This is a genomic window from Caballeronia sp. HLA56, from assembly GCF_054655155.1.
Map to the genome: position 1 here is coordinate 207,401 of NZ_BAAHOB010000006.1, position 22,369 is coordinate 229,769.

Annotated in this window: 19 protein-coding genes; 5 read left to right on the forward strand and 14 right to left on the reverse strand. The window is 62.4% G+C overall.

Features of this window, described 5'->3' with window-relative positions:
• Nucleotides 1–9: 9 nt before the first annotated feature.
• From ACYQ47_RS35375 to ACYQ47_RS35385, 3 genes are read right to left on the reverse strand one after another with little or no spacing between them, the layout of a single operon-like run.
• The gene (locus ACYQ47_RS35375) at nt 10–1,140 is read right to left on the reverse strand and encodes a CaiB/BaiF CoA transferase family protein (protein WP_459909730.1); all 1,131 of its coding nucleotides are present in this window, start codon (nt 1,138–1,140) and stop codon (nt 10–12) included.
• Entirely contained in the window at nt 1,137–2,303 is a 1,167-nt protein-coding gene (locus ACYQ47_RS35380) for a CaiB/BaiF CoA transferase family protein (protein WP_459909732.1), read from the reverse strand. The genes ACYQ47_RS35375 and ACYQ47_RS35380 overlap by 4 nt, the downstream gene beginning before the upstream one ends.
• Nucleotides 2,300–3,463, reverse strand: a complete 1,164-nt coding sequence (locus ACYQ47_RS35385) for an acyl-CoA dehydrogenase family protein (RefSeq protein ID WP_459909734.1) — start codon at nt 3,461–3,463, stop codon at nt 2,300–2,302. Before ACYQ47_RS35385 ends, ACYQ47_RS35380 begins: the two co-directional genes overlap by 4 nt.
• A gap of 270 nt (nt 3,464–3,733) precedes the next feature.
• Between ACYQ47_RS35385 and ACYQ47_RS35390 the strand changes: the two genes are divergently transcribed.
• Together ACYQ47_RS35390 and ACYQ47_RS35395 are read left to right on the forward strand one after the other, a co-directional pair.
• Nucleotides 3,734–5,122, forward strand: coding sequence for an MFS transporter (locus ACYQ47_RS35390; protein ID WP_459909736.1), 1,389 nt, complete (start codon nt 3,734–3,736; stop codon nt 5,120–5,122).
• An 87-nt stretch (nt 5,123–5,209) separates the two neighbouring features.
• Complete coding sequence (locus tag ACYQ47_RS35395; protein WP_459909738.1) at nt 5,210–6,028, forward strand: HpcH/HpaI aldolase/citrate lyase family protein; 819 nt, start codon at nt 5,210–5,212, stop codon at nt 6,026–6,028.
• A 29-nt stretch (nt 6,029–6,057) separates the two neighbouring features.
• Here ACYQ47_RS35395 and ACYQ47_RS35400 read toward each other — a convergent pair whose 3' ends face one another.
• From ACYQ47_RS35400 to ACYQ47_RS35425, 6 genes are all read right to left on the reverse strand, one after another.
• On the reverse strand, nt 6,058–7,299 hold the full coding sequence (locus ACYQ47_RS35400) for a porin (RefSeq protein WP_459909740.1): 1,242 nt from the start codon (nt 7,297–7,299) through the stop codon (nt 6,058–6,060).
• 120 nt (nt 7,300–7,419) lie between these two features.
• Nucleotides 7,420–8,922 carry an aldehyde dehydrogenase gene (locus ACYQ47_RS35405; RefSeq protein WP_459909742.1) on the reverse strand — a complete coding sequence of 501 codons (1,503 nt, stop codon included), beginning with the start codon at nt 8,920–8,922 and terminating at the stop codon, nt 7,420–7,422.
• A 22-nt stretch (nt 8,923–8,944) separates the two neighbouring features.
• The gene (gene mctP, locus ACYQ47_RS35410) at nt 8,945–10,492 is read right to left on the reverse strand and encodes a monocarboxylate uptake permease MctP (protein ID WP_459909744.1); all 1,548 of its coding nucleotides are present in this window, start codon (nt 10,490–10,492) and stop codon (nt 8,945–8,947) included.
• A complete protein-coding gene (locus ACYQ47_RS35415; protein ID WP_459909746.1) occupies nt 10,489–10,728 on the reverse strand; it encodes a DUF3311 domain-containing protein in 240 nt (79 codons plus the stop codon). The genes mctP and ACYQ47_RS35415 overlap by 4 nt, the downstream gene beginning before the upstream one ends.
• A gap of 103 nt (nt 10,729–10,831) precedes the next feature.
• Nucleotides 10,832–12,508, reverse strand: coding sequence for a thiamine pyrophosphate-binding protein (locus ACYQ47_RS35420; RefSeq protein ID WP_459909748.1), 1,677 nt, complete (start codon nt 12,506–12,508; stop codon nt 10,832–10,834).
• Nucleotides 12,509–12,517: 9 nt separating this feature from the next.
• Nucleotides 12,518–13,450, reverse strand: coding sequence for an SMP-30/gluconolactonase/LRE family protein (locus ACYQ47_RS35425; protein WP_459909750.1), 933 nt, complete (start codon nt 13,448–13,450; stop codon nt 12,518–12,520).
• 227 nt (nt 13,451–13,677) lie between these two features.
• Between ACYQ47_RS35425 and ACYQ47_RS35430 the strand changes: the two genes are divergently transcribed.
• Together ACYQ47_RS35430 and ACYQ47_RS35435 are read left to right on the forward strand one after the other, a co-directional pair.
• Nucleotides 13,678–14,886 (forward strand): alpha-hydroxy acid oxidase, encoded by a 1,209-nt coding sequence (locus tag ACYQ47_RS35430; RefSeq protein ID WP_459909752.1) that lies wholly within the window; start codon nt 13,678–13,680, stop codon nt 14,884–14,886.
• Between the two features lie 184 nt (nt 14,887–15,070).
• Nucleotides 15,071–15,805 (forward strand): GntR family transcriptional regulator, encoded by a 735-nt coding sequence (locus ACYQ47_RS35435; protein WP_459909754.1) that lies wholly within the window; start codon nt 15,071–15,073, stop codon nt 15,803–15,805.
• Between the two features lie 13 nt (nt 15,806–15,818).
• Here ACYQ47_RS35435 and ACYQ47_RS35440 read toward each other — a convergent pair whose 3' ends face one another.
• From ACYQ47_RS35440 to ACYQ47_RS35450, 3 genes are read right to left on the reverse strand one after another with little or no spacing between them, the layout of a single operon-like run.
• On the reverse strand, nt 15,819–16,337 hold the full coding sequence (locus ACYQ47_RS35440; RefSeq protein WP_459909756.1) for a cupin domain-containing protein: 519 nt from the start codon (nt 16,335–16,337) through the stop codon (nt 15,819–15,821).
• Nucleotides 16,338–16,384: 47 nt separating this feature from the next.
• The gene (locus ACYQ47_RS35445; RefSeq protein WP_459909758.1) at nt 16,385–17,269 is read right to left on the reverse strand and encodes an amidohydrolase family protein; all 885 of its coding nucleotides are present in this window, start codon (nt 17,267–17,269) and stop codon (nt 16,385–16,387) included.
• Between the two features lie 48 nt (nt 17,270–17,317).
• Nucleotides 17,318–18,598, reverse strand: coding sequence for an MFS transporter (locus tag ACYQ47_RS35450; protein ID WP_459909760.1), 1,281 nt, complete (start codon nt 18,596–18,598; stop codon nt 17,318–17,320).
• 314 nt (nt 18,599–18,912) lie between these two features.
• Here ACYQ47_RS35450 and ACYQ47_RS35455 point away from each other — a divergent pair, with 314 nt between their 5' ends.
• Nucleotides 18,913–19,671 (forward strand): IclR family transcriptional regulator, encoded by a 759-nt coding sequence (locus ACYQ47_RS35455; protein WP_459909762.1) that lies wholly within the window; start codon nt 18,913–18,915, stop codon nt 19,669–19,671.
• A gap of 452 nt (nt 19,672–20,123) precedes the next feature.
• Here ACYQ47_RS35455 and ACYQ47_RS35460 read toward each other — a convergent pair whose 3' ends face one another.
• Together ACYQ47_RS35460 and ACYQ47_RS35465 are read right to left on the reverse strand one after the other, a co-directional pair.
• Nucleotides 20,124–21,476 (reverse strand): ATP-binding protein, encoded by a 1,353-nt coding sequence (locus ACYQ47_RS35460; protein ID WP_459909764.1) that lies wholly within the window; start codon nt 21,474–21,476, stop codon nt 20,124–20,126.
• A gap of 1 nt (nt 21,477) precedes the next feature.
• Entirely contained in the window at nt 21,478–22,191 is a 714-nt protein-coding gene (locus ACYQ47_RS35465; protein ID WP_459909766.1) for a response regulator, read from the reverse strand.
• Between the last annotated feature and the right edge of the window lie 178 nt (nt 22,192–22,369).

Consider the following 22,369-nt stretch of genomic DNA (forward strand, 5'->3'; position numbering starts at 1 on the left):
TCGATAAAATCAGTCAGCCTGGCGAGGCACGGCCGGCAGGCCGAGCTCGGCGTTGTGTTCGCCAAGTTTCGCGACATGTAGATCCGGTCGTGCGGGCTGATGCTTGAAATGGATAGGCGGACCGATGTACCGCCGCCCTTCTTGGTCCGTGTTCACCATGCCGCGTGCGATTGCGTGCTTGTCGTCGAGCGCCTCGGGCAATGTCTTCACGACGGCATGACAGATGTCCAGCGTGCCGAGGATCTCATCCCAGGCGGCGACGGATTTCGTCGCGAAGGTCGCAGAGAGAAAGTCCATCACAGGCTGCTGGTGCGGACCTGGCCCACGCAGACAGAGTTCGCACAGATCGCTTCGGCCTAAATAACCGAGCAGCGCCTCGACGAACTTCGGCTCCTGCCCGGCAAGGCTCAGATACCGTCCGTCGCCGGTTCGGTAGCTACGATAAAGCGCACCGCCGCCCGTCGTGCGTTGATGCTTGGCCACGGGCTGCACGCCGCTCAGTTGAGCCGGCCCAAGAATGTTGAGACATCCGGCGAGCATCGCGTCGTGCATGCTGATGTCGATGAATTCGCCCTCGCCCGTACGCTCGCGCGCGAGCAGCGCCATCAGCACGCCCGACAGCCCTTGCAGGCCCGCGAGCAGATCCGAAACCGGCACGCCCGGCATGGCCGGTCGATCGTCTTCGCCGAGCGTCATGCTGAGCACGCCGCTCAACGCCTCGGCCGCCAGATCGTGCGCCGGACGCAGCGCATAGGGACCGGTCTGTCCGAACGCGCTGAGCGAGCAATACACGATGCGCGGATTACGCGCGCGCACGCTTTCGTAGTCCACGCCGAGGCGCTTCATCACGCCCGGCCGGAACGACTCGACGAAGACATCGGCGGATTCGCACAGTGTCAGCAACGCGTCTCTGCCTTCGGCGCTTTTAAGATCCAGCACGGCGCTTTTCTTGCCGCGGTTGAGGTTGCGGAAAAAGACCGTCGTATCGCCGTCGGACGGGGCGATGTGTCTGCCCGGATCGCCGCCTTGCGGTGCTTCGATCTTGATCACTTCCGCACCATGATCGGCGAGCGCGAGCGTCAGGTACGGGCCCGGCAGAAACGAGGTGAGATCGAGTACCCGGATACCGGTCAGCTTCATGACGCGCTCGTCTCGCGGTCGTTCAGCTCGGCGAGGATGGCGTCGCTGTTCTCGCCCAGCGACGCGCAGACTCGCTGGCTAAGACGAGCGCCGTCGATCTTCAGCGGATTCGAGAGCATGCGGAAATCCGGCCGCGCCGGATGCGGGACCTGGCTGATCATGCCGCTTTCGACCACGAACGGATTCGCGAGCGCCTGTCCGACCGTAAGCACGGGACCGATCGGCAGTTTGCCTTGCAGCACGGACAGCCAATGGTTCGTGCCGTGCTCGCGAAAGACCCGGTCGAGTTCCGCGTTCAGTTCGTCGCGATGTGCGTTGCGCGCGTCGACATCGACGAAGCGCGGATCCGTGGCGAGCTGCCGGGCGTCGATGCCGGTCAGCAGCGCCTGCCAGAATTTGTCGGTCATGCACATGATGAAGATCCACCCGTCCGCGGTGGGAAACGTCTGGACCGGTGTCAGCGAAAAATGCGAACTCCGGGGTTGCCGCGTCACGGTGTGATTTTCGTTCAGACTCCAGATCGCCGAATAGCCGAGTTGATGCAGCGCGACGTCGAACAGGCACGTATCCACGTCGCAGCCCTTGCCCGAGGCGCGCGCGCCCAGCAGCGCGGCCAGCAAGCCGACCGCGCCGGTGATGCCGGTCATGTGATCGATGATCGACGGCGCGCCCAGACGCGACGGCGGCGCGGACGGTTCGCCGGTCAGATCCATCAGGCCGGACTCGGCCTGCATCAGGTAGTCATAGCCGGGCCACGACGCGCGTTCGTTATCCCGTCCGTATGCGGAGATATGCAGGCAGACGATCGCCGGATTGACCGCCGACAGCGTCGCGTAGTCGAGACCCATCTTGGCCGGCAGGTCGCCTCGCATGTTGTTGACGACGGCATCGGCGGTCTCGACGAGTTGTAGCAGCGCCTGCTTGCCTTCTGCCGATCGCAGGTCGAGCGTCACACTCTGCTTGTTTGAATTCCAGGTCTGAAAATACTGGCTGTCGGCTTTGCCGAGCGTGTGAGGACCGGTGTATCGCGCCGGATCGCCCCCGATCGCCACGTTCTCGATCTTGATGACCTGAGCGCCGAGATCGGCGAGAAACATCGACCCGTACGGCGCCGCGCCGAACTGTTCGACCGAGACGATGCGGATTCCATTGAGGGGTTTCATGCGATCGAATTCCTCTTGATCCATTGCTTCGCGATGATGATGCGCTGCATTTCGTTGGTCCCCTCGCCGATACACGTGAGCGGCGCGTCACGATAAAGACGCTCGATGTGGTACTCCTTCGAGTAGCCGTAAGCGCCGTGAATGCGCATCGACTCCGTGCTGTTCTCCAGCGCGGCCTCCGAAGCGAAGTACTTCGCCATGCCCGCCTGCAGGTCGCAGCGCTCGCCGCGATCGAACGCGGCGGCCGCGTCCATGACGAGCAGACGCGCGGCACGCGCGCGCGTGGCCATCTCTCCGAGCTTGAGCTGGATTGCCTGGTGTTCGCAGATCGGCTTGCCGAAGGTCTCGCGCACCTGCGCGTATTCGGTCGCCAGCGCGAGCGCGCCATCCGCAATACCCACGCCCCGTGCCGCCACGTTGATGCGGCCTAGTTCGAGTCCGCCGGTCGCCTGATAGAAACCCTGCCCCTCGTTACCGCCAATCAGGTGATCGGCGGGAATCCGATAGTTGTCGAAGACGAGTTCGGCCGAATCGATCGACTTATAGCCGAGCTTCTCGAGCTTGCGTCCAACCGTGAAGCCCGACTGCTTCGGCGCGATGAACAGGCTCATGCCCTTATGACGTGGATCGGCATCCGGATTCGTCTTCACCAGCAGCGCGAAGACCGACCCTTCGATGCCGTTCGAGATCCACGTCTTGGTGCCGTTGATCACGTAGTGATCCCCATCCTTGCGGGCGGTCATGCGAATGCCTTGCAGATCGGTTCCCGCGTCCGGCTCGGTAAGCGCCAGACCGCCGCGAATCTCGCCGCTCGCAAGTTTGGGCAGCCACGTGTCCTTCTGCGCCTCGGTACCGAATTTCTCGATCGCCAACGCCAGCATGAGATGCGAATTGATGATGCCGGTGATCGCCATCCAGGTCGCCGAAATGCGCATGATGATCTGCGCATACGTCGATGCAGGCAGCCCGAGGCCGCCGTAATCCTGACTGATCGTCGCGCCGAACAGCCCAAGCTCTTTCATCTGTTCGACCAGCTTTGCAGGCCATATGTCCTCGTGGTCGTGCTGCAGCACGACCGGCTCGACCTCACGCTTCACCCAACGGTCGATAGCATCCAGCAACTGCGCTTCTTCCGCAGTGTCGATGACCGGGTTGTTCATTTCCGTCCTCCTTCATGAATTCGGCTTTGCCGGTTGATCCTGTGCAACTTGTACGTATAAGTGTAGAGGCATCTTTCCGGCGATGTCAACACGCAGTTCCGAGTGTAAGAGCCAAATCGATCGCTTCAGGCGACACTTAGGTATAAATCACTAGCCCGATTAAGTTGACATGTACGTACATGTAAATTTAATGTGCCGATACGCCGGCCCATGCCGTGGCCGACGCGGCCGTGACAGCCGCTGCACATCGCAACATTCCAAGGAGATGTCATGCCAAGCTCGATTCCGAATGCCGGCGCACGGCTCGACCGTCTGCCCATCGCGGGTTTTCACTGGCGCACCGTCGGGCTGGTCGCGGGCGGCATGTTTCTCGATGCGTTCGAGATCTATCTGGGCGCCGCGGTGCTCGGCGCGCTGATCAAGAGCGGCTGGTCGGATCTGGCGAAGAACGCGCAATTCGTGTCCTCCACGTTTGCCGGCATGGTGCTCGGCGCGTGGCTTGCCGGCATACTCGGCGACCGCTTTGGGCGGCGGTTCTCCTATCAGGCGAACCTGCTGATCTTCGGCATCGCGTCGCTTGCGGGCGCCTGTGCCCCGAGCATGTCGTGGCTCATCGTCGCGCGGTTCTTCATGGGCATCGGGCTGGGCGCGGAGATCGTCGTCGGTTATGTGACCGTCAGCGAATTTATCCCGCCGACGCACCGCGGACGCTGGGGCTCGGCGCTGTCGGCGCTGACCAATATCGCGCTGTTCATGTCGGCGTTGCTCAGCTATCTGATCATCCCGAACTACGGCTGGCGCTGGATGTTCGTGATCGTCGGCGCGGGCGCGATGGTCGTCTGGTATTTGCGCAAGAAGATGCCCGAGTCTCCTCGCTGGCTCGAATCGAAGGGCCGCTATGCCGAGGCTGAACGCGTACTGAGCGATATCGAGAGCGAGATCTCGCGCACGCATACGCTGGCGCCGGTCTTGTCGGCGCCCCCGCCGCTTCCCATCGCGCGCTCGTTCACGGCGCTGTTCTCGAAGGAACTGATCCGCCGCACGATCGTGGGCAGCGTGATCCTGATCGTGTTGAACACAGTGATCTATGGGTTCATCGCGTGGATTCCATCCTTCATGGCGAAAAGCGGCATGAGCATCGTCACATCGCTCGGCTTCGCGACGCTGATGTCGTTCGGCGGCCCGGTCGGCGGACTGATCGGCATGCTGGCCGGCGACCGTCTGGGCCGCAAGCGCGGCATCATCGCGTTTTCGTGCGTGGCCGTGGTGCTCGGCGCAATCTATCCGAACGTGACCTCGCCCGCCGCGATCGCGCTGGTCGGCTTCGGCCTCGTGACGACCATCTATGTGATGGTCGCGTTCGCGTGGGCGCTGTACGTGCCGGAGCTGTTCCCGACCGATATCCGGATGCGGGGATCGGGCTTTTGCAACACCCTGGGCCGCCTCATGACGGTGATCACGCCATACATGGTCGTCGCGCTGCACGGCCGCTATCAGGTGAGCGGCGTCGTGATTGCCATGCTGTCGATGCTGGTCCTGCAAATCGTCGTCGTGGCCGCGCTCGGTATCGAGACCAAAGGGCGCTCGCTCGAAGCGCTCACGCCTGTCGAGGACGATGTCCCGGACGCGACGCTCGAAGCGTCCCGTCCCATGAGATAAACGGCACGGCGAACCGCTGCCCTTCATCCGCCATGCCGCGACTGCCGTCGCGGCATTCCACTTTCTCCGATCACTCACACCGCCCCAATGGAAACCCGTATCCGCTCTGAAGCAAGGTCGTATCTGTTCGTCCCCGGCAACCGTCCGGAGCGCTTTGCAAAAGCGTTGCTCGCGGGCGCCGATGCCGTGATCGTGGACCTCGAAGACGCCGTCGCGCCGCACGACAAGGACCGCGCCCGCGAAGCCGTACTGCGGGCGCTGCCTGAGCTGGACAGCGTATACGTGCGCATCAATGCCGCCGACACGTGCTGGTTCGACGAGGACGTCGGCGCCTTCGCCGCCCATCCTGCCGTGCAAGGGCTCGTCGTGCCGAAAGCGGCGAACGCCGAGGCGCTGGCGCATATCGACTCGCGAAGTCATGCGCGCCTCGCCCTTCTGCCGCTGATCGAATCCGCGGCGGCATTCACGGCGCTCGATGCGATCTGCCATGCTCCGCGCGTGGAACGCCTGCTGTTCGGCACGGTCGATTTCCAGCTCGACACCGGGTTTGGAGGCGACGGCGAGGAGTTGTCGTATTTCCGCTCGCAGATGACACTCGCGTCCCGGCTCGCGAATATCGGCAGTCCGGTTGACGGCGTGACGATGGCGCTCGACGACGCCGGCGAGATCTTCGATGCAGCCCGGCGCGCCCAGCGCTTCGGATTCGGCGGCAAACTGTGCATCCATCCGAAGCAGATCGCGCCGACTCACGACGCGTTCACGCCCACCGATGCGGACCGCGCCTGGGCCACGCGCGTTCTGCAGGCGGCCGAGGCGAGCGCGGGGTCCGCCACCGTCGTCGACGGCAAGCTGATCGACGTCCCGGTTATCGAGCGAGCCCGAACGATCCTCGCAAGAGCAAGATGAACGGGACCCGCGCGCCGCACGCCGCATGCTCAGAACCGATGCGACATGCCGAGCCGGACGGCGATCTGGTGGTTGTTCGACGACGGCGACTGTCCGGTAATGTAGGCGACGGCGGGCTGACCCAGCGAATCGGTCCCGTTGGCGTGCTGATACACGACGATGGCGTAGACATCGGTGCGCTTGGACAGGAAGTAATCGGTGCCGGCCTGTGCCTGATGGTAGGTCGCTCCGCTGCGATCGCTCGCGCCCGACGCGTGGGTATAGACGTAGGCGACGCCGGCGAGCCACGACGGCGTCAGCTGATAGCGGAAATTCGCCTCGGCGTTGTCGAATCTCGCGATGCCCGTGTAGCCCAGCGGGTCCGGTCCCGAGTTCGATCCGAGGCCGCGAAACTGCACGTTCGAATACGTGAGCCCGACCGTGGCGCTGCCGAATTTGTAGGAGCCTGCCGCACTGATGATCTGCGTCGTCGATGCGGACGCGTAGCCCGCGTAGATCGGGTTGGACTGCGGCGTGGTCGCCGAGCCGGCGCTTCCGAGGTTGTTGGCGGCCGCAGTGGGGCCGGCGTTCGGATTGGTGCCGTAGAACGAGAAATTGGGATTGCGCGCATTCAAATAAGCCGCGCCCAACGCCACCGGGCCATTCTGATAACCCGCGCCGACCGACCAGACCTGATTGGCCGAGATGCTGCCGGGCACGCCCCCGAGGCCATACACGCCACCGAAGCGGAAGCCCGAATAGTCGATGCTGGCGAACTTGACCGCGTTGTTGACGCGACGCGTGTTCAGCGTGTTGTCGATGTCGCCCGCATGTGCGCCGAGATAGCCTGCCCAGATGGCGCCGGACGTGAAAAGCTGCGTGTAGTCGACGACCGAGTCGTACTGGCGACCGAACGTGACCGTGCCGAAGCTGCTGCTCTGCAATCCGACGAACGCCTGGCGCCCCAGTCCGGCGCCCCCTTGTGCGAGCGTCCCGTTGGTGATGCTGAAGCCGTTCTCAAGCACAAAGAGCGCTTTCAATCCGCCGCCGAGGTCCTCCGTTCCGCGCAAGCCCCAGCGACTGCCGCGAACCCCGCCGGTGGCGCCGTCCTGCATCGTATATTGACGGGCGCCCTGCAGACCCGTTGCGCTGCGTCCCGTCTGCACGTTGTTATTGAAATTGAGACCTACGTCGATGATGCCGTACAACGTGACACTGCTCTGCGCCCAGACCGGCGATGCACCGACGACCGTGCCCAGCACCGCCGCCGTGGCGGCCAGCTTTGTTTTCATTCTATTTCCATGATAGGTAGCGGTTGAAATACAGCGGACTTCATTCAGACCTGCGCAAACGACACCGGATGAACCGACGTCGGACGCGCGCACGCGTGGCGCGCGCGCGGCCGATTCGCGTCACAGACGCAGAACGAACGGATCCTGAACTTCGTCTCCGAGTTCGCACCAGATGCTTTTGGTTTGCAGATACTGCTCGATGGCTTCTGCACCGTTGACGCGGCCGATACCGCTCGCCTTATAGCCACCGAACGGCGAGTTGAACGCGAGCGCGCGGTACATGTTGATCCACACGGTGCCCGCTTCGAGCCGCTTGGCGAACGAGTGCGCGCGTTGCAGATTGCAGGTCCACATGCCGGCCGCGAGCCCGAAGCGCGTGCCGTTTGCAAGCGCGAGTACTTCCTCGTCGTCATCGAAAGGCGTCACGCACAGCACCGGACCGAAGACCTCTTCGTTCATGATGCGGTCGTCCGGCCTGGTGTGATGAACGATGGTCGGCTCGAAAAAAAGCCCGGATGCGAAGCCCGGCACTGACGCGCGCTGGCCGCCGCACAACAGCTCGGCACCCTCGTCGCGTGCTTGCGCCACCATGGAAAGATCCTTCTCCAGCTGTGCACGGGTCGCAACCGGCCCCATCTGCGTGGCGGCCTCGAGCGGATCGCCGAGCCTGATCTGCCTCGCACGCACCGCGAGCCGTTCTACGAAGCGGTCGTAGATCTTCCGATGCACATAGGCGCGCGATCCCGCAATGCAGGTCTGGCCCGCCGCCGCGAAGATACCGGCGAGCACGCCCGCTTCGGCCTGCTCGAGACGTGCATCGTCGAACACGATGTTGGCGCTCTTGCCGCCCAGTTCGAGCGTGCACGCCGCCAGCCGGCTGCCCGCCTTCGCCGCGATGCTGCGGCCCGCCTGTTCGCTGCCGGTGAAGACGATCTTCGCGACGCCCGCGTGACCTACTAGCGCGTCGCCGGTTTCGCGCGCGCCGGTGACGACGTTGATCACGCCCGCCGGTATGCCGGCCGCCTCCGCGAGCCGCGCGAGTTCGAACGCGGACGCCGACGTGATCTCCGAAGGCTTGAGCACGATCGCATTTCCCGCAGCGAGTGCGGGCGCCATGCTCATGATCGAGATCAGCGTGGGCGAATTCCACGGCACGATCACGCCGATCACGCCGAGCGGCTCGCGCAGCGTGTAGTTCAGCACGCTCGAACGCTCGAGCGGGATGACCCTGCCTTCGATCTTGTCGGCGAGACCGCCGAAGTAAAAGAGCCAGTCCTTGACGATCTTCGCCTGCGCCTGCATTTCGGCGAGCAGCTTGCCGTTCTGCTCCGACTCCATCGTGCCGATGCGTCGAGCGTTCTCGGCGATCTTCTCGCCCCATGCCATCAGCAAGCGGCCCTTTGCGCTCGGCGAGAGCTTGCCCCATGGACCCTTCAGCGCGGCATGGGCGGCCGCGACGGCCGCATCGACATCGCTCGCCGACGACAGCGCGAAGGCGCCCCATTCGCGGCCGGTGGTCGGGTTGATCGACGTGAAGGTTTCCCCGCCCGAGGTGGGCACTTCCTTGCCGCCGATGTAATTGCCATAGCGAGGCCGTTCGGTCGGCGCATCTGTCGTCGTCATGCGAGCTCCAGTAAGGTGGGTTTCAAGCTTCGTCACGCAGCGAATCGCCGCTTCCGCTCAGTCCGGTGAAGCTCGCGGCACCGCGCATCCAGGCCGGCACACTGAGCGCGCCGGCCACGATCATGTTGAGCAGCAGCGCCCACATCGCGGCATAGAGCGGGATGGCGTAACCGTCGAAATGCAGCGTGTAGACGGATGTTTTGAAGTGTTGTTGCGCGACCATCCACGTGCCGCACGCAAGGCCGCTGAACAGACCCGTCAGCAGCGCGCGCGGGTCGAATGTGCGGCCGAACAGCCCAAACACGACAGTCGGCAAGGTCTGGATGATCCAGATACCGCCGAGCAATTGCAGATCGGTCGCGTACGACACGGGCAGGCCGAAAATGATCGCGACGGCGCCGATCTTCACGAACACGGCGACGAGTTTCGACAAGCGCGTCTCGTCGAGTGCTGTCATGCGCGGATTGACGATCGCCAGATGAACGTTGCGCGTGTACAGGTTCGCCGCGGCGATCGACATGATCGCTGCCGGCACCAGCGCGCCAATTCCGATCGCCGCGAACGCAAGCCCCGCGAGCCACGAAGGAAAGAAGTGCAGAAACAGGGCCGGCACCGCGAAGTTGTTGCCGTACGCAGCGAAGTACTTCGCAAACTCGGGCATGCCGCGCACGTTCGCGGCGACCGCCATGTAGCCCAGCAACGTAATGAAGCCGAGCAGCAAGGTATAGATCGGCAGCAAGACCATGTTGCGTCGCACGGTATTGCCCGACTTCGACGACAGCAGCGCCGTCGCCGCATGCGGATAGAGCACGGTCGCGACAGCGGAGCCGAGCGCGATCGATACATACGCGCCGTAATCGCCCAGACCCGACGCGGTCGGCGGGCGCAGCAGGCGCTTGGGCGCGGGAATCGCCGCGAAGATGTGTTCGAAGCCGCCAAGCTGCGCCGGAATGATGATCGCGGCGGCGATGACCGTCACGTAGATCAGGATGTCCTTGACGATCGCGATCATTGCCGGCGCGCGTAGGCCTGACTTATACGTGTAGGCCGCGAGAATCGCGAAGGCCACCGCGAGCGGCACGTCGCCGGTCAGGCCCGAAGTGTCGAAGCCGAGCGCGCCGATGGCGACTTCGAGGCCCACCAGTTGCAGCGCGATATACGGCATCAGCGCGAGAATTCCCGTTACCGCGATGGCCAGTGCAAGTGTCTTGCTTCGATAGCGCGCATGCACGAAATCCGCCACGGTCACGTAGCCGCGTTGCTTGGCGACGCGCCACAAACGCGGGAAGACGATGAAGATGAACGGGAACGTGATGATGCAGAACGGAATCGCGAACATGCCCACTGCGCCGGCGCCAAACGCGAGCGCCGGAATCGCGACGACCGTGAAGGCGGTGAAGAGATCGCCGCCGAGCAGGAACCACGTGACGATGGTGCCGAATTGCCGGCCGCCGAGCCCCCATTCGGCCAGTTCGTCGAGATTGCCGCGACGCCATCCCGCCGCCACGAATCCGAGCACGGTCACGAGCAGGAACAGCAAGCTGAAGACCACAGTCGCGCCGACGTTCATTGCGCCTCCCGATCGTCGTTGAACGTTTCGCGGTCCGGCGTCAGTCGATAGATCGCGCCCGTGACCAGCGCGCCGATCACCACGAACAGAAGCTGCGACCAGTAGAAAAAAGGCAGGCCCCACAACGTGGGCTCGTCCCGGTTGTAGAACGGCACGCCCAACACCAGCGCGAGCGGTATCAGAAAGCCCCAATACCATTGTCCCTGGCGAGTCCTCCTGTCGGACAGACGCTTCATGATGTCTCCACAAATAGATCTTATGTATCGGCTCGAATACCGCGCCATTGCGCGCGCGTCGCTGTACCGCCGTCGCCCTGCTCCTGCACCACCCCTTGCCCTGTCAGCCGCGTAACGCTTTCGACTGCGCGAGATAACCGGTCGGATCAACATGAACATCGATCAGACACGGACCGTCTGTCGCGAACGCCTGCGCCAGCGCGGACTGATAATCCATCGGCGTCGCCGCTGAAAAAGTGGTCAAGCCGAAACCACGCGCGATCGCCGCGAAATCGATGCGCGGCCAGGTAACGCCGTCTTTCTCGAGCCCCCGGCTTTGCTGCTTGATCTGAATCAGCGAGAGCGTCGAATCGTTGAACACGATCACGCAAAGCTTCACGTTTTCGCGCGCGGCCGTCGCCAGTTCGCCGATGCACATCAGCAGTCCACCGTCGCCCGTGAAAGCGATCACCTGGCGTGCCGGATGGGACAGACTCATGGCAACCCCCGCGGGCAGCGCGTATGCCATCGACGCAAGGCCGTTCGAGATCAGCACGTCACCGGCACGTCTCGCCGGCCAGAACGCCATCGCCGAAAACATGTGAGCGCCGGCGTCGACCGTCATGCGCGGATCGAGCGCAGCGGATGCGGTGGCCGCGAGGCGCACCACCTGCTCGGGCGTCAGTCCCACACCATTGCCGCTGTAGGCGAGGCGCGTCTGCATGCCTGTCCTGAGACGGGCGAACGCTTGCGGCGCCCAGCCTTCGCGCGGCTTCACGCCCGATAGCGCATCGAGCGCCTGCGCGAGCGGCAGCCGCAGCTTCACCGTGGGTTCGACGTAGTGCGGTCTATGCTCGACCGCACTCAGATCCAGAACCGGCGCGTCGTAGCCCCAAGGCCGTCCGATCAACTCGACGGGATCCAGCCCGCACAGCACGATCAGTCCAGCCGACGACACGCATTCGCGTTCGAGCGCGCCGCCGGTGAAAAGACCGATCACGTGATCGTCATCTTCGGCAACGACGCCTTTTGCCTTGTAGGTGGTCAGCAGCGGACAGTCGAGCTGGCGCGCGAAAGCGGCGATTTTCGCGGCGACTTCGGCTGATCTCGCTTCCAGACCGACGACGATCACCGGTCTCCGGGAACCTTCGATGAGCGCACGCGCCGCGTCGATGTGCGCGACCACGGCACGCGTCGCGGCGGCCTCGTGGCACTGAAGATCGGGCGTGAAGCCGGCGTCCTGCGCGGCCACTTGTCTCCGTGCGTTTTCGCCGGTCAGTTCCAGGTATACCGGCCCCCACGGGAGCGTTTCCGCAAGCGCGAGCAGCGCTTCGAGTTCATCCGCAGCCTGTTCGCCCTCCAGCCTAGTATGGGCCTTTACGACCGGCGCCAGCATCGCGCGCTGATCGAAAACCTGATGCGAATCGACCTTGCGCTGCCGCTCCGTCCAGCCATCCGTGATGACGAGCACCGGCACGCGATCGAGGCACGCGTGAGCAATCGCGTTGACTACACTCGCCGCGCCCGGGCCCTGCGTCGTCACCACCACGGCGAGACCGCGATTCGCTTCGGCATCGGCGGCGGCCATCATGCCGGCCGCCGCTTCGGTATGGGCCAGCACGAAACGGATGCCGCGCGACGCGCACGCTTCGATGACATCGAGACTGCTGCCCCCGCCCGGCAACCCGTAGATCCTTTGCACGCCGTGGTGGCCGAGGGTCTCGGCAATGACCTGAGCAACCGTGCGCGCCTGGCCGGCATCCTGAGCCGGCGGCTCGTCATGTGAGAGAGAGTCGAGCATCGCGATGTCCTAGTGTCCCGCCGTGGCATCCGCCGGCGCGTGCGAATACATCGGCATGCCGGCTACCGGCATATCGGCCACCAGCACCGACGAGCCCTGCGTGATGAACAACTGGCGGTTGTCCACGCCGCCGAACGCGCAGTTGGTCGTCATGCGTCCGTTCGGCGAGTTGATGCGCAGAAGCGGCTCCCCGGTCGGCCCGAACAGCCAGACTGCACCGAGGCCGACATGACATACCGCGATCGATCCGTCGCTCGCGAGCGCGACGCCGTCAGGACCGCCGCCGCCCGACATCTGCACATAGGTACCGACCTTTGTCACCAACGCGTCGCGCACGAGCGGTACTCGCCAGATTGCGTTCGCCCGAGTTACCGCAAGCATCACGACATGACTCGCTTCGTTGAGTACCAGCCCATTCGGACTCGGCACGTTGTTCAACAGGCAATCGAGCCGGCCATCGTGACCGAGGCGATAGAGCCGGCCGGTCGGGTCCTGGTGACCCGTCTGTCCCTGGTCGGTGAAATAGATATCGCCGTTCGACGCGAATACGAGATCGTTGAGGCCTTTGAAGCGTTGCAACAGCGAGCGCTCGAGAAACGGCTCGATCCGGCCGGACTTCGGATCGAACACCATCAGTCCATTCTTGCAGTCCGCAATGAACGCGCGGCCGTCGCGGTGGAACTTCAGGCCATTCGGCTCGCCGTCGTATTCGAGTTCGCACGACACCCGCGCGTCAGGCGTGATCTTGAAGACGCGTCCCCACGGAATATCGACGACCCATAGATTGCCCTCGCGATCGAATGACGGACCTTCCAGAAAAGCAGGCGCTTCGGCGCCGTGCAGTTGCACATTGACCCAGACCGAAGGGCGGCCCTTCACATGAAATTCAGACGGGATTGCAACGAATTCACGTGCTTCGACGGCGGGTGGCGGCGCGTACATACGGTCTCCTGATGCGATTGTCACGGGTTAAGTTATACGTACATGTTAAGTTCGTGAATGCGTTCGTGAGAATAGGGTAAATACCATTTTATGCATCACAATTCGCAGATAAGTTTCACAGTGCAAAACTTTTTTTGCCACGTGATCTATCTACGTGTACGTACATGTTTTCTAATATGGAACGCATCCGTATCCGGGGCGATGACGCGACTATTCAGGAGACTTGCATGAGGCCGGACAAAGCATTGAGCATCGACGATCTGCGCAAGATCGCGAGAAGGCGTTTGCCACGCGTGATCTACGATTACCTGGAAGGCGGTGCCGAGGACGAGGCGTGTCTGGCGGCCAACCGACGGGCGTTCGAAAAGCACCGGCTGCTGCCGCGTTACCTTGTCGACATCACGCAGCGCGATCAGTCGACGACAGTGCTTGGACAGCGCTTCGCGTCGCCGTTCGGGATTGCGCCGACCGGCATGATCGCGATGGTGCGGCCGCGTGCCGATGTCCTGCTGGCCGAAGCGGCCGCGCGCGCGGACGTGCCGTTCGTCATCTCCGGCGCGAGCACGGCGTCCATCGAGGAGATCGCGCGGATCGCGCCGAAGTCCTGGTATCAACACTATCCATGCCGGGACGCCGGCATGACACTCGACCTGCTTCGCCGCGTGGCCGACGCGGGTCTGCAGACGCTGGTAGTCACTGTCGATGTGCCTTTGCATTCGAAGCGCGAGCGCAACATCCGCAGCGGCTGGGTGCGTCCTTACAAGCCGACACTCGCGGTCATGCTGGAGGCGTCGAGACATCCGGCATGGGTCGTCGACTATCTGCGCACCGGGCTGCCGTTCATGGAGAACTACCGCAAGTACGCGCCGCCTGACACCAGCGCGCGAGACCTCACCAGCTTCTACGCGGGCCAGGTGCCGGCCGCGCACTCGTGGTCGGCGATCGAGAAAATCCGGCGGGAATGGAGCGGCTCGCTGGTGCTCAAAGGCATCCTGCACCCCGACGATGCAAGCCAGGCGCTGCGGTGCGGCGTGGACGGCGTCATCGTTTCGAATCACGGCGGGCGGCAGCTCGACCGCGCCACGGCGCCAATCGACGCGCTCCCGCGTATCGTCGATGCGGTCGGAGATCGCATGACCGTGATGCTCGACAGCGGGATCCGGCGCGGCGCCGATATCGCCACCGCGCTGTGTCTGGGCGCGCGTTTCGTGTTCGTCGGGCGCGCGCCCGCTTATGGCGTCGCCGCGGGCGGGGTCGACGGCGCGATGAAAGCGCTGAGCATCCTGCGCAACGAACTCGATCTCGTGTGCGGCCAGATCGGTTGTCCTTCCGCGACCGCGCTCGGTCCCGCTTTTATCGACGGTTACGACGGTCAACGCGTTGCTCGCGGGACGCGTGAGTGCATCGCGCACGCGCACCCCATCGAAACGCTGTGAGCGTAGGCGAACGAGTGGGCGTGAGAACGGCGGCGCGCCTTTCATTTGCTCCTTCCGGCACATGGTAAAGTTTTGACCTGTTACCGATATGGCAGGGAGATCATCGTTGGTTCAGCGCAAAGCAACGCCGGACAAGGCGCTCAAGGGTCAAACCGGGACCCGCCGCCCGCGCGGGAGCCGGACGGTGTCCGCTTCACGCGATGAACCGCTTTACGTGCAGGTCGTCTCCACCCTGAAGTCCGAGATTCTCAAAGGCACCTTTCCGGTCGACACGCAACTGCCGTCGGAAGATCTGCTCGCACAACGTTTCTCCGTGAGCCGCCACACCGTCCGCGAAGCGCTGCGGCGTCTGCGCGAGGATGGTCTGATCTCGTCGAGACAAGGCGCGGCGACCACGGTGGTTCGGCCCGGTGCGGGCGGCTCGTATGTCCACGAGATCGCCTCCATCAACGATCTCTTCTCGTTTGTTTCAGCGTTGCGCTTTCGCATCGACTCCGTGCGCATGGTGACGGCGGACGCGCCGCTCGCCGAACAGCTCGGCGCGTCGCCAGGAGACAAATGGCTGCGCATCGAAGGCTTTCGTTATCAGGCTGAGAGCGATGAGCCGGCGTGCTGGATGGAAGTTTTCGTGCACGGGGATTACGCCGGTGTGGCGCGACTGCTCGACCGCAACAGCCGGCCAATTTTCGAACTCATCGAAACGCTCTATGGCGAGCGCATTGTCGAAGTCGAACAGGCACTGCGCACGGCGCCGATGCCCGCCGACATCGCACCGGCGTTGCGCAGCGAACCCGGCGAAGTCGCGATCGAAGTGATCCGCACCTTCCGCATCGCGTCGGGCACGATCGCCGAGGTGTCGATCGCGCACTATCCATCCGATAACTTCGCCTTCTCGATGAAACTGCGTCGAAGCCGCTAGGTCGCCCGGCGCGTTACGCGAACCAGGCGTCGCTCAGCACCAGCGGCACTTCCTTGTTGGCTTCGGAGAATCCATCCAGCGGCAGCTCGTCGATTCCGACGCGGGCGAGCGGATCGCTCGTGTCGTCGATCGTCGCGCCGACCCGAAGCATCACCAGTGCTTCGCCCTCATCCGCCACGAACGAATAGAACGAGCCGCGCGGCAGCACGATGCCTTCATTTTTCGAAACGATGCGGATCTCGCCGTTCGGTCCGCGAAAGGTCGCGCTGCCTTGCAGGATGAAGAACATGTGATCTTCGTTGGTATGCGCATGCAGTTCGTTCTCGCCGCCGCTCGCATACGTCTTCAGCACGACACTCAACGTATGCGTCGCGCCGAGCACGATATTGGTCCGGCCTTGATCGGGTAACTGCGCGCGCGCATGAAAGAAGGTCGGCCTCGTGCGCTTCTCGAACTGCGTGATCGCCTCGAGCCACTCCGTGGTATTGCGCACAATGGTGGACGACTGGGGAATGGTTTCGAACGTGCTCATATCGAATCTCCTTTAAAAAAGGGGGCGCACGCAACGGCGTCGGCGCGTCATTCGCCGGTGGGGAACCCGTATAACGAGGCCGGATTGTCGGCAAGAATGCGCCTGCGCACGGCCGTGTCCGGTGCCCATTTCGCGAGCAGGTTCAGCACACCCGCATCGTCCACCTGCTCCGGCGGACTGACCCGGTCGGCGGTGAAGGCGTGCGCCGGATTCGGATGCGGCCAATTGCTGGCCCATAACATTCGCGCCGGATTGGCCTCGATCAATGCCTTCGCGATATTGGCGAGATCGTCGTAGCGCGGCGCATCGTTCGAACAGAGATACGGCGCCGACAGCTTCACATACGCATTGCCGGCCCGCACCAGTTCGAGGATCACGTCGAAGCCCGGTTGCCGCACGCCGTCCGCCGCGTTCGCGCGCGCGAAATGATCGAGCACGACGGGCACATCGAGTTCACCGAGCACGTCGGCGAGCGAAGCAATCAGTCCAAGCCGGCTATATAACTGAATGTGCCATCCGCGCGCGGAGAGCTTACTGGCCGTGTGCCTGATGAGTGTCGTGCAGCGCGCCGGATCATGCTCGGCGAGCATCTCCAGATTGAGCCGCACGCCGCGCGCGCCCGCTTCATGTAACGCATCGAGGTGGGCGTCGGTCGCATGGTCGTCGATCACGACGACCGCGCGTGCGTGCTGCTGACCGATTTCAGCGACCGCATCGAGCGTAGCCGCGTTATCGCTGCCGTAGACGCTCGGCTGCACGATCACCACGCGCGGAATCTGCAAGCCGTGGAGCGTCGCGCGCAACTGCGCCACACTCGCGAACGGAGGCGTGTATTTTCGCGCGGACGAATAAGGGTAGTTCGGGGAATCGGGGAACACGTGCGTATGGCAGTCGCACGCATGCGGAGGCAACTCGAAGGCCAGTGTCGTCATGACGGATTGCGCTTTGATTGCATGATTGGGTAGCCAGCCGACGACTCGCTATTGCAGCGGCCGGCCTTTGGTTTCGGGCAGAAGCATCGCCATGATCACGGAGGCGCCGTACGCGCAGCCGGCAAAGATCGCGATTGCGCTGCCCAGCGACGAGGTCTCGCTCAGATAGCCCACCAGCGCAGGAAAGAGCGCGCCGATGCCGCGGCCGAAGTTGTAGCAGAAGCTCTGACCCGTGGCCCGCACACCCGACGGATACAACTCCGTCAGATACGCGCCGATCCCCGCGAAAACGCCGCACGACGCGAGTCCGAGCGGGAAACCGAGCACCATCATTTCGCCATCGGTCAGCGGCAGCTTCAGATAGAGGTACAAACACACGGCCGCGGCGAACGAGAACACCACGAAACTGCGGCGGCGGCCCCAGAAGTCGGTGAGATAGGCGCCGAGGATATAGCCGCAGAATGAGCCGGCGATCAGCACCAGAAGATAACCGCTCGTGTTGATTACGGACAGATGGCGCTCTACCTTGAGGAAGGTCGGCAGCCAGGTCGACATCGCGTAATAGCCGCCCGTCAACGCCGTGCATAGCGCCGACGCCTTGATGGTGGTGCCGAGCAGAGGCGGCGTGAAGATCGACAGCAGGCTGGTGCGGATGGCACTCGCACGGGCCTCCGCTTGCGCCTTGACGAAGATTTCCGGTTCGGTCACGTTGCGTCGCACGAACAGCACCATCAGCGCGGGAATCACGCCGATCCAGAACAGCGCACGCCATGCGTATTGCTCCGGCAGATAGGAAAACGACAGGCTGTAGATCAGCGCCGCGGCGGCCCAGCCGATCGACCATCCACTCTGCACGAAACCGACAGCCTTGCCGCGATCCTCTGCACGCACCGTCTCGCCTATCAGCACCGCGCCAATCGCCCATTCGCCGCCGAAGCCGAGACCTTGCAGAATCCTCAGCCCGAGCAGTTGCTCGAAGTTCTGCGCGAACCCGATGAGAATGGTGCAGGTCGAGAACCATAGGATGGTCGCCTGCAGCAACCTGACGCGACCGAAGCGGTCTGCAAGCATCCCCGCGCCCCACCCGCCGAATGCCGAGGCCAGCAACGTCGCCGTGCCGATCAGGCCGATTGCTCCCCGTTGCACGCTGAGCGTGTGCGTGAGCGCCGTGATGACGAAGCTGAAGATCATGAAGTCGAATGCGTCGATGGCCCAGCCGCCGAACGCAGCCACGAAGGTCTTCCTGCCGCCGGGATCGAGCCGGGCAATCCATGCCGGCATCCAGAACGGGGTTGCTCTCTCGTTTTCTCGCGTGGTGGCGACTTTCATTTGGGCTCCGTGGACAGCCGAGGCAAAGCGGACGCCGACGCCCGGCAAAGGCGCGACGGCGATCGTTTAGTGAAAAGTGTCGATCAGCAAATCGAGCGGGCGATTCAGCGGCATGGATCAATTGTTCACGTACATGTACAAATCGTCTCTCGGGGTGAACCCTGAGAGACTGACATTCGATGAGAACTGAGGCGTGGCGGCTTCGACGAACACGGGGCGAATTCTTTGAAGGAGGTCGTGGAACGGCCGACGGATTGCGGCTGAGGTCGCTTGTTAAACTGTGAAGTCGGCAACCGCGCAATCCACCTCCCACGATGAACACAAAGGTCAGACAAGCCGCCCAAGTTTTGGAACTGCTGGAGTTTTTTGCTCGGATCAAGCGGCCTGCGGCGCTTGCGGAGATTTCGGAGTCCTTGAACTGGCCACGATCCAGTACCTTCAATCTCTTGAACACGCTGAAGTCGCTCGGTTATCTCTATGAGCCGAGACCGAAAGGCGGTGTGTATCCGTCGCCGCGATGGCGGGAATTGGTGGAAACCATTAGCAGCGGCGAGACGCCGCCGATCGAAATGGAAAAGTTGCTTGAGCATCTCGCCAGGGTGACCGGCGAGACCACGGCGCTGGCTGTGCCCAACGCCACTCAGGCCATGTTCGTTGGTGTGCACGAGTCGGCGTTTCCGATCCGCTATACGACGCAGATCGGCAACTGCGTGCCGATGCATGCGACCGCTGCGGGACGCGCGCTGCTATCGCAACTTTCTTCGGCCGATCGACTCGCTTTGCTCCGGCGTGCGGACTATGTCCGGTACACACCGAATACGCTTATGGATCCAGACGCGATCGAAGCAGAAATTAAGCAGTCGATCAATGAGGGATACTTCGTTGGCAAAGAAGAGTATTCGCCGGGCCTAATGGGCGTCGCGCTGGCATTGCCCATGCCGGCGCGCCACTACGCGCTATTGATTTCGGGTCCGGTTGATCGGCTCAAGGATCGGGTCGATGAAATCGCTAGAGAAATGATTGCTGCCGTGCGCGAAATTCTTGCTATTGATCTTGGCCGTCGTGAACCTTGACCGTTCATACGCGAGCCTTGGTTCAGCTCATCGAGAATCACCAGATTGACCGCCCCGGATTTGGAGGAGGCACCAATTCGCGAGAGAATCCTCCGCGTCAGAGCCCGAAGAAGTTGGTCTAGGCAGGGTGTGTCAGCGCCGAATACGCATGGCGCACGTCGCATTTAAGATGGGCCCGCAAAAATTTCCGGGCTGCCAATTCAGGCTATGCTCATAGCATTTTTCTTCGCCTACAGGGTATGTACGAAAATGTACCGAAGAACGTAACGGGAAGCACGGTCGAAACGTCCACGCGGCGGCTTCTTCGGCCAGCTAGCTGGGCGCATGGCTCGGTCAGATGCCACCTCCATCCCCTTCGTGTAATCATCGGTGGGCTATAACACCTATCGCATCTTTCCGGGTGGTGGATCGCGGAGAGTGTGGTCAGCGCAACGTCATGCTAGCGATGGGGCTCAAGCCAGCGGAAACGTGATTTTTACATCAAGGCCGCCCTCGGCACGATTACGCAAAACGATTCGACCACTATGGGCGAGTATCACGGCACGAGTCGACGTCAGGCCAAGCCCCATGCCGCCTGTCGATCGGTTACGTGACTGTTCCAGCCGATAAAAGGGTTCAAATACTTTCTCGAACGCATGCGGCGGAATCCCCGGCCCACTGTCAGCGCACCCAACTTCAATCTGTGTCGATGAGTATGTCAGGGTAAGTTCCGCGAGATTGCCATACTTCAGCGCATTGTCGACAAGATTCATGCAAGCGCGCCGTAGCGCGAGAGGCCGGCCGCTGAATGGGAAACGCTCCGGTCCGGTATAGCAAACGGGTCTATCCTGATCCGCATAATCGTCTGCTATCGTACGAAGCAGGACTCCAAAGTCAAACAGCGTCGCATCTTCATCCTTGAAGTCATCCCGGAAAAAGGCCAAGGCGGAATCCGCCATGGCCTGCAGATCATCGACGTCGCGGAACAGTCGTGCTCGCTGCTCGTCGTCCTCGATAAACTCTCCCCGAAGCCGGATCTTCGTGAGTGGCGTGCGAAGGTCGTGCGACATTGCCGCGAGCATCGTTGTTCGTTCCTCCACGAACTGCCGCAGCCGGGCCTGCAAGACGTTGAATGCCGAAATGGCTGAGCGCAGTTCTTTGGGTCCCACCTCTGGAATCGCGCTGGCTCGTGGGTCGCTCCCGAGCCTCCGCAATTCGTTTGCAAACCATCGGATCGGCTTCGACAAAAAATACGTGGCAAGCACGGATGCTGCAAGAATGGAAATGCCGACGACGCCAAGCGCGATGGCAATTTGCGCGGGCTGAGGAAGCGCCCATTGACGACCTTCGTCTGTAAAAACAAGCCAGCTGTCATCGCTCAGCTGGACGGCAAAAAAATCGACCTTCTGCTGCGCGATACGTTGATATGGCAGATGGCCGGATAATCCGTCAGCCGAGTTGAACCGAACAATTGCGCGCGGGTGACCGTCGGTACCAACTATCTTATCGTCTAGGTCAATCTTCCGCGTTGTCGCAGCGACCGCGAGGTCGCGCGCAATAACCGTTTTCGCCGGATACCAGTTTGCGCTTACCTTGGGTACGCGCAATGATGCTGCCAATGTGTCCCGGTAAGACGAAGGTGCTGCGTCTATCAGGCGAACGATGTCATCAACCCTGCCTAGCAGGGCGTTTTCGAGTGCTGCCGGCGACGCCCAGAACCCGCCAAGTTCGTTAGCAGCAATGCTCAATGTCAATACGCCTATGATGGCTGAACCAACGGTCAGCGCGATTCTCCAGGCGATTGTGTCTGGCGGCCTAAAGCTCATCTTATCCCCGCCGTACGTCCGGAGTGAACATGTAACCACCGCCACGGACAGTGTGGATAAGCGAAGGCTTCGCGTCGTCGGTATCAAGTTTGCGCCTTAACCGGGCGACCTGAACATCGATACTTCGATCAAAGACAGCGTGCGTCGCCCCGCGTGCCAGATCAAGAAGCTGGTCACGGGTCAATACACGTTGAGGATTTTCTACGAACGCAAGCAGAAGATCAAACTCAGCGTTCGAAAGCATCACCATCGTATTGTCAGGCGAGCGCAGCTCCCGGCGTGCAATATCCAGCCGCCAATCCGCGAATGTCAGGACAGGCCGTAAGGCAGTTCCAGACATCACGGTGTCCGACTGGGCCGTTCTGCGCAAAACTGCCTTCACACGGGCAAGCAGTTCCCTCGCATCAAACGGTTTGACCAGATAGTCGTCCGCGCCGATCTCGAGGCCAACAACCCGATCAACGTGATCGGCAACCGCCGTCAACATGATCACCGGAATCCTTGAGGTGGCGCGGATGCGCCGGCACAGGCTGAAGCCATCCTCGCCGGGAAGCATGACATCCAGGATGACGAGGTCGACAGGCTGGCTGTCCAGGATCGAAAAGGCGCCCTCTCCATCCATGGCAGCACTCACTTGGTGTCCATGTTTCTGGAAAAAGCTGGTCAACAGGGACCTGATGTCCTCTTCGTCGTCAACCACTAGTACGTGCGGCATTTTGGTCATCCCTGATTTTAACGCGAGCTGCACCCGGGATTGATGTCGTTTCGTTGGACCGAATGTTTCAACCTGGAAACATTATATCGGAGGGGCAATTTAAGGGACATCACGATGTAGCCGGTCGAGCGTAGTCTTGCGGTCGGCTGCTGATGATCTCGCCATGGCCAAGGCGCAG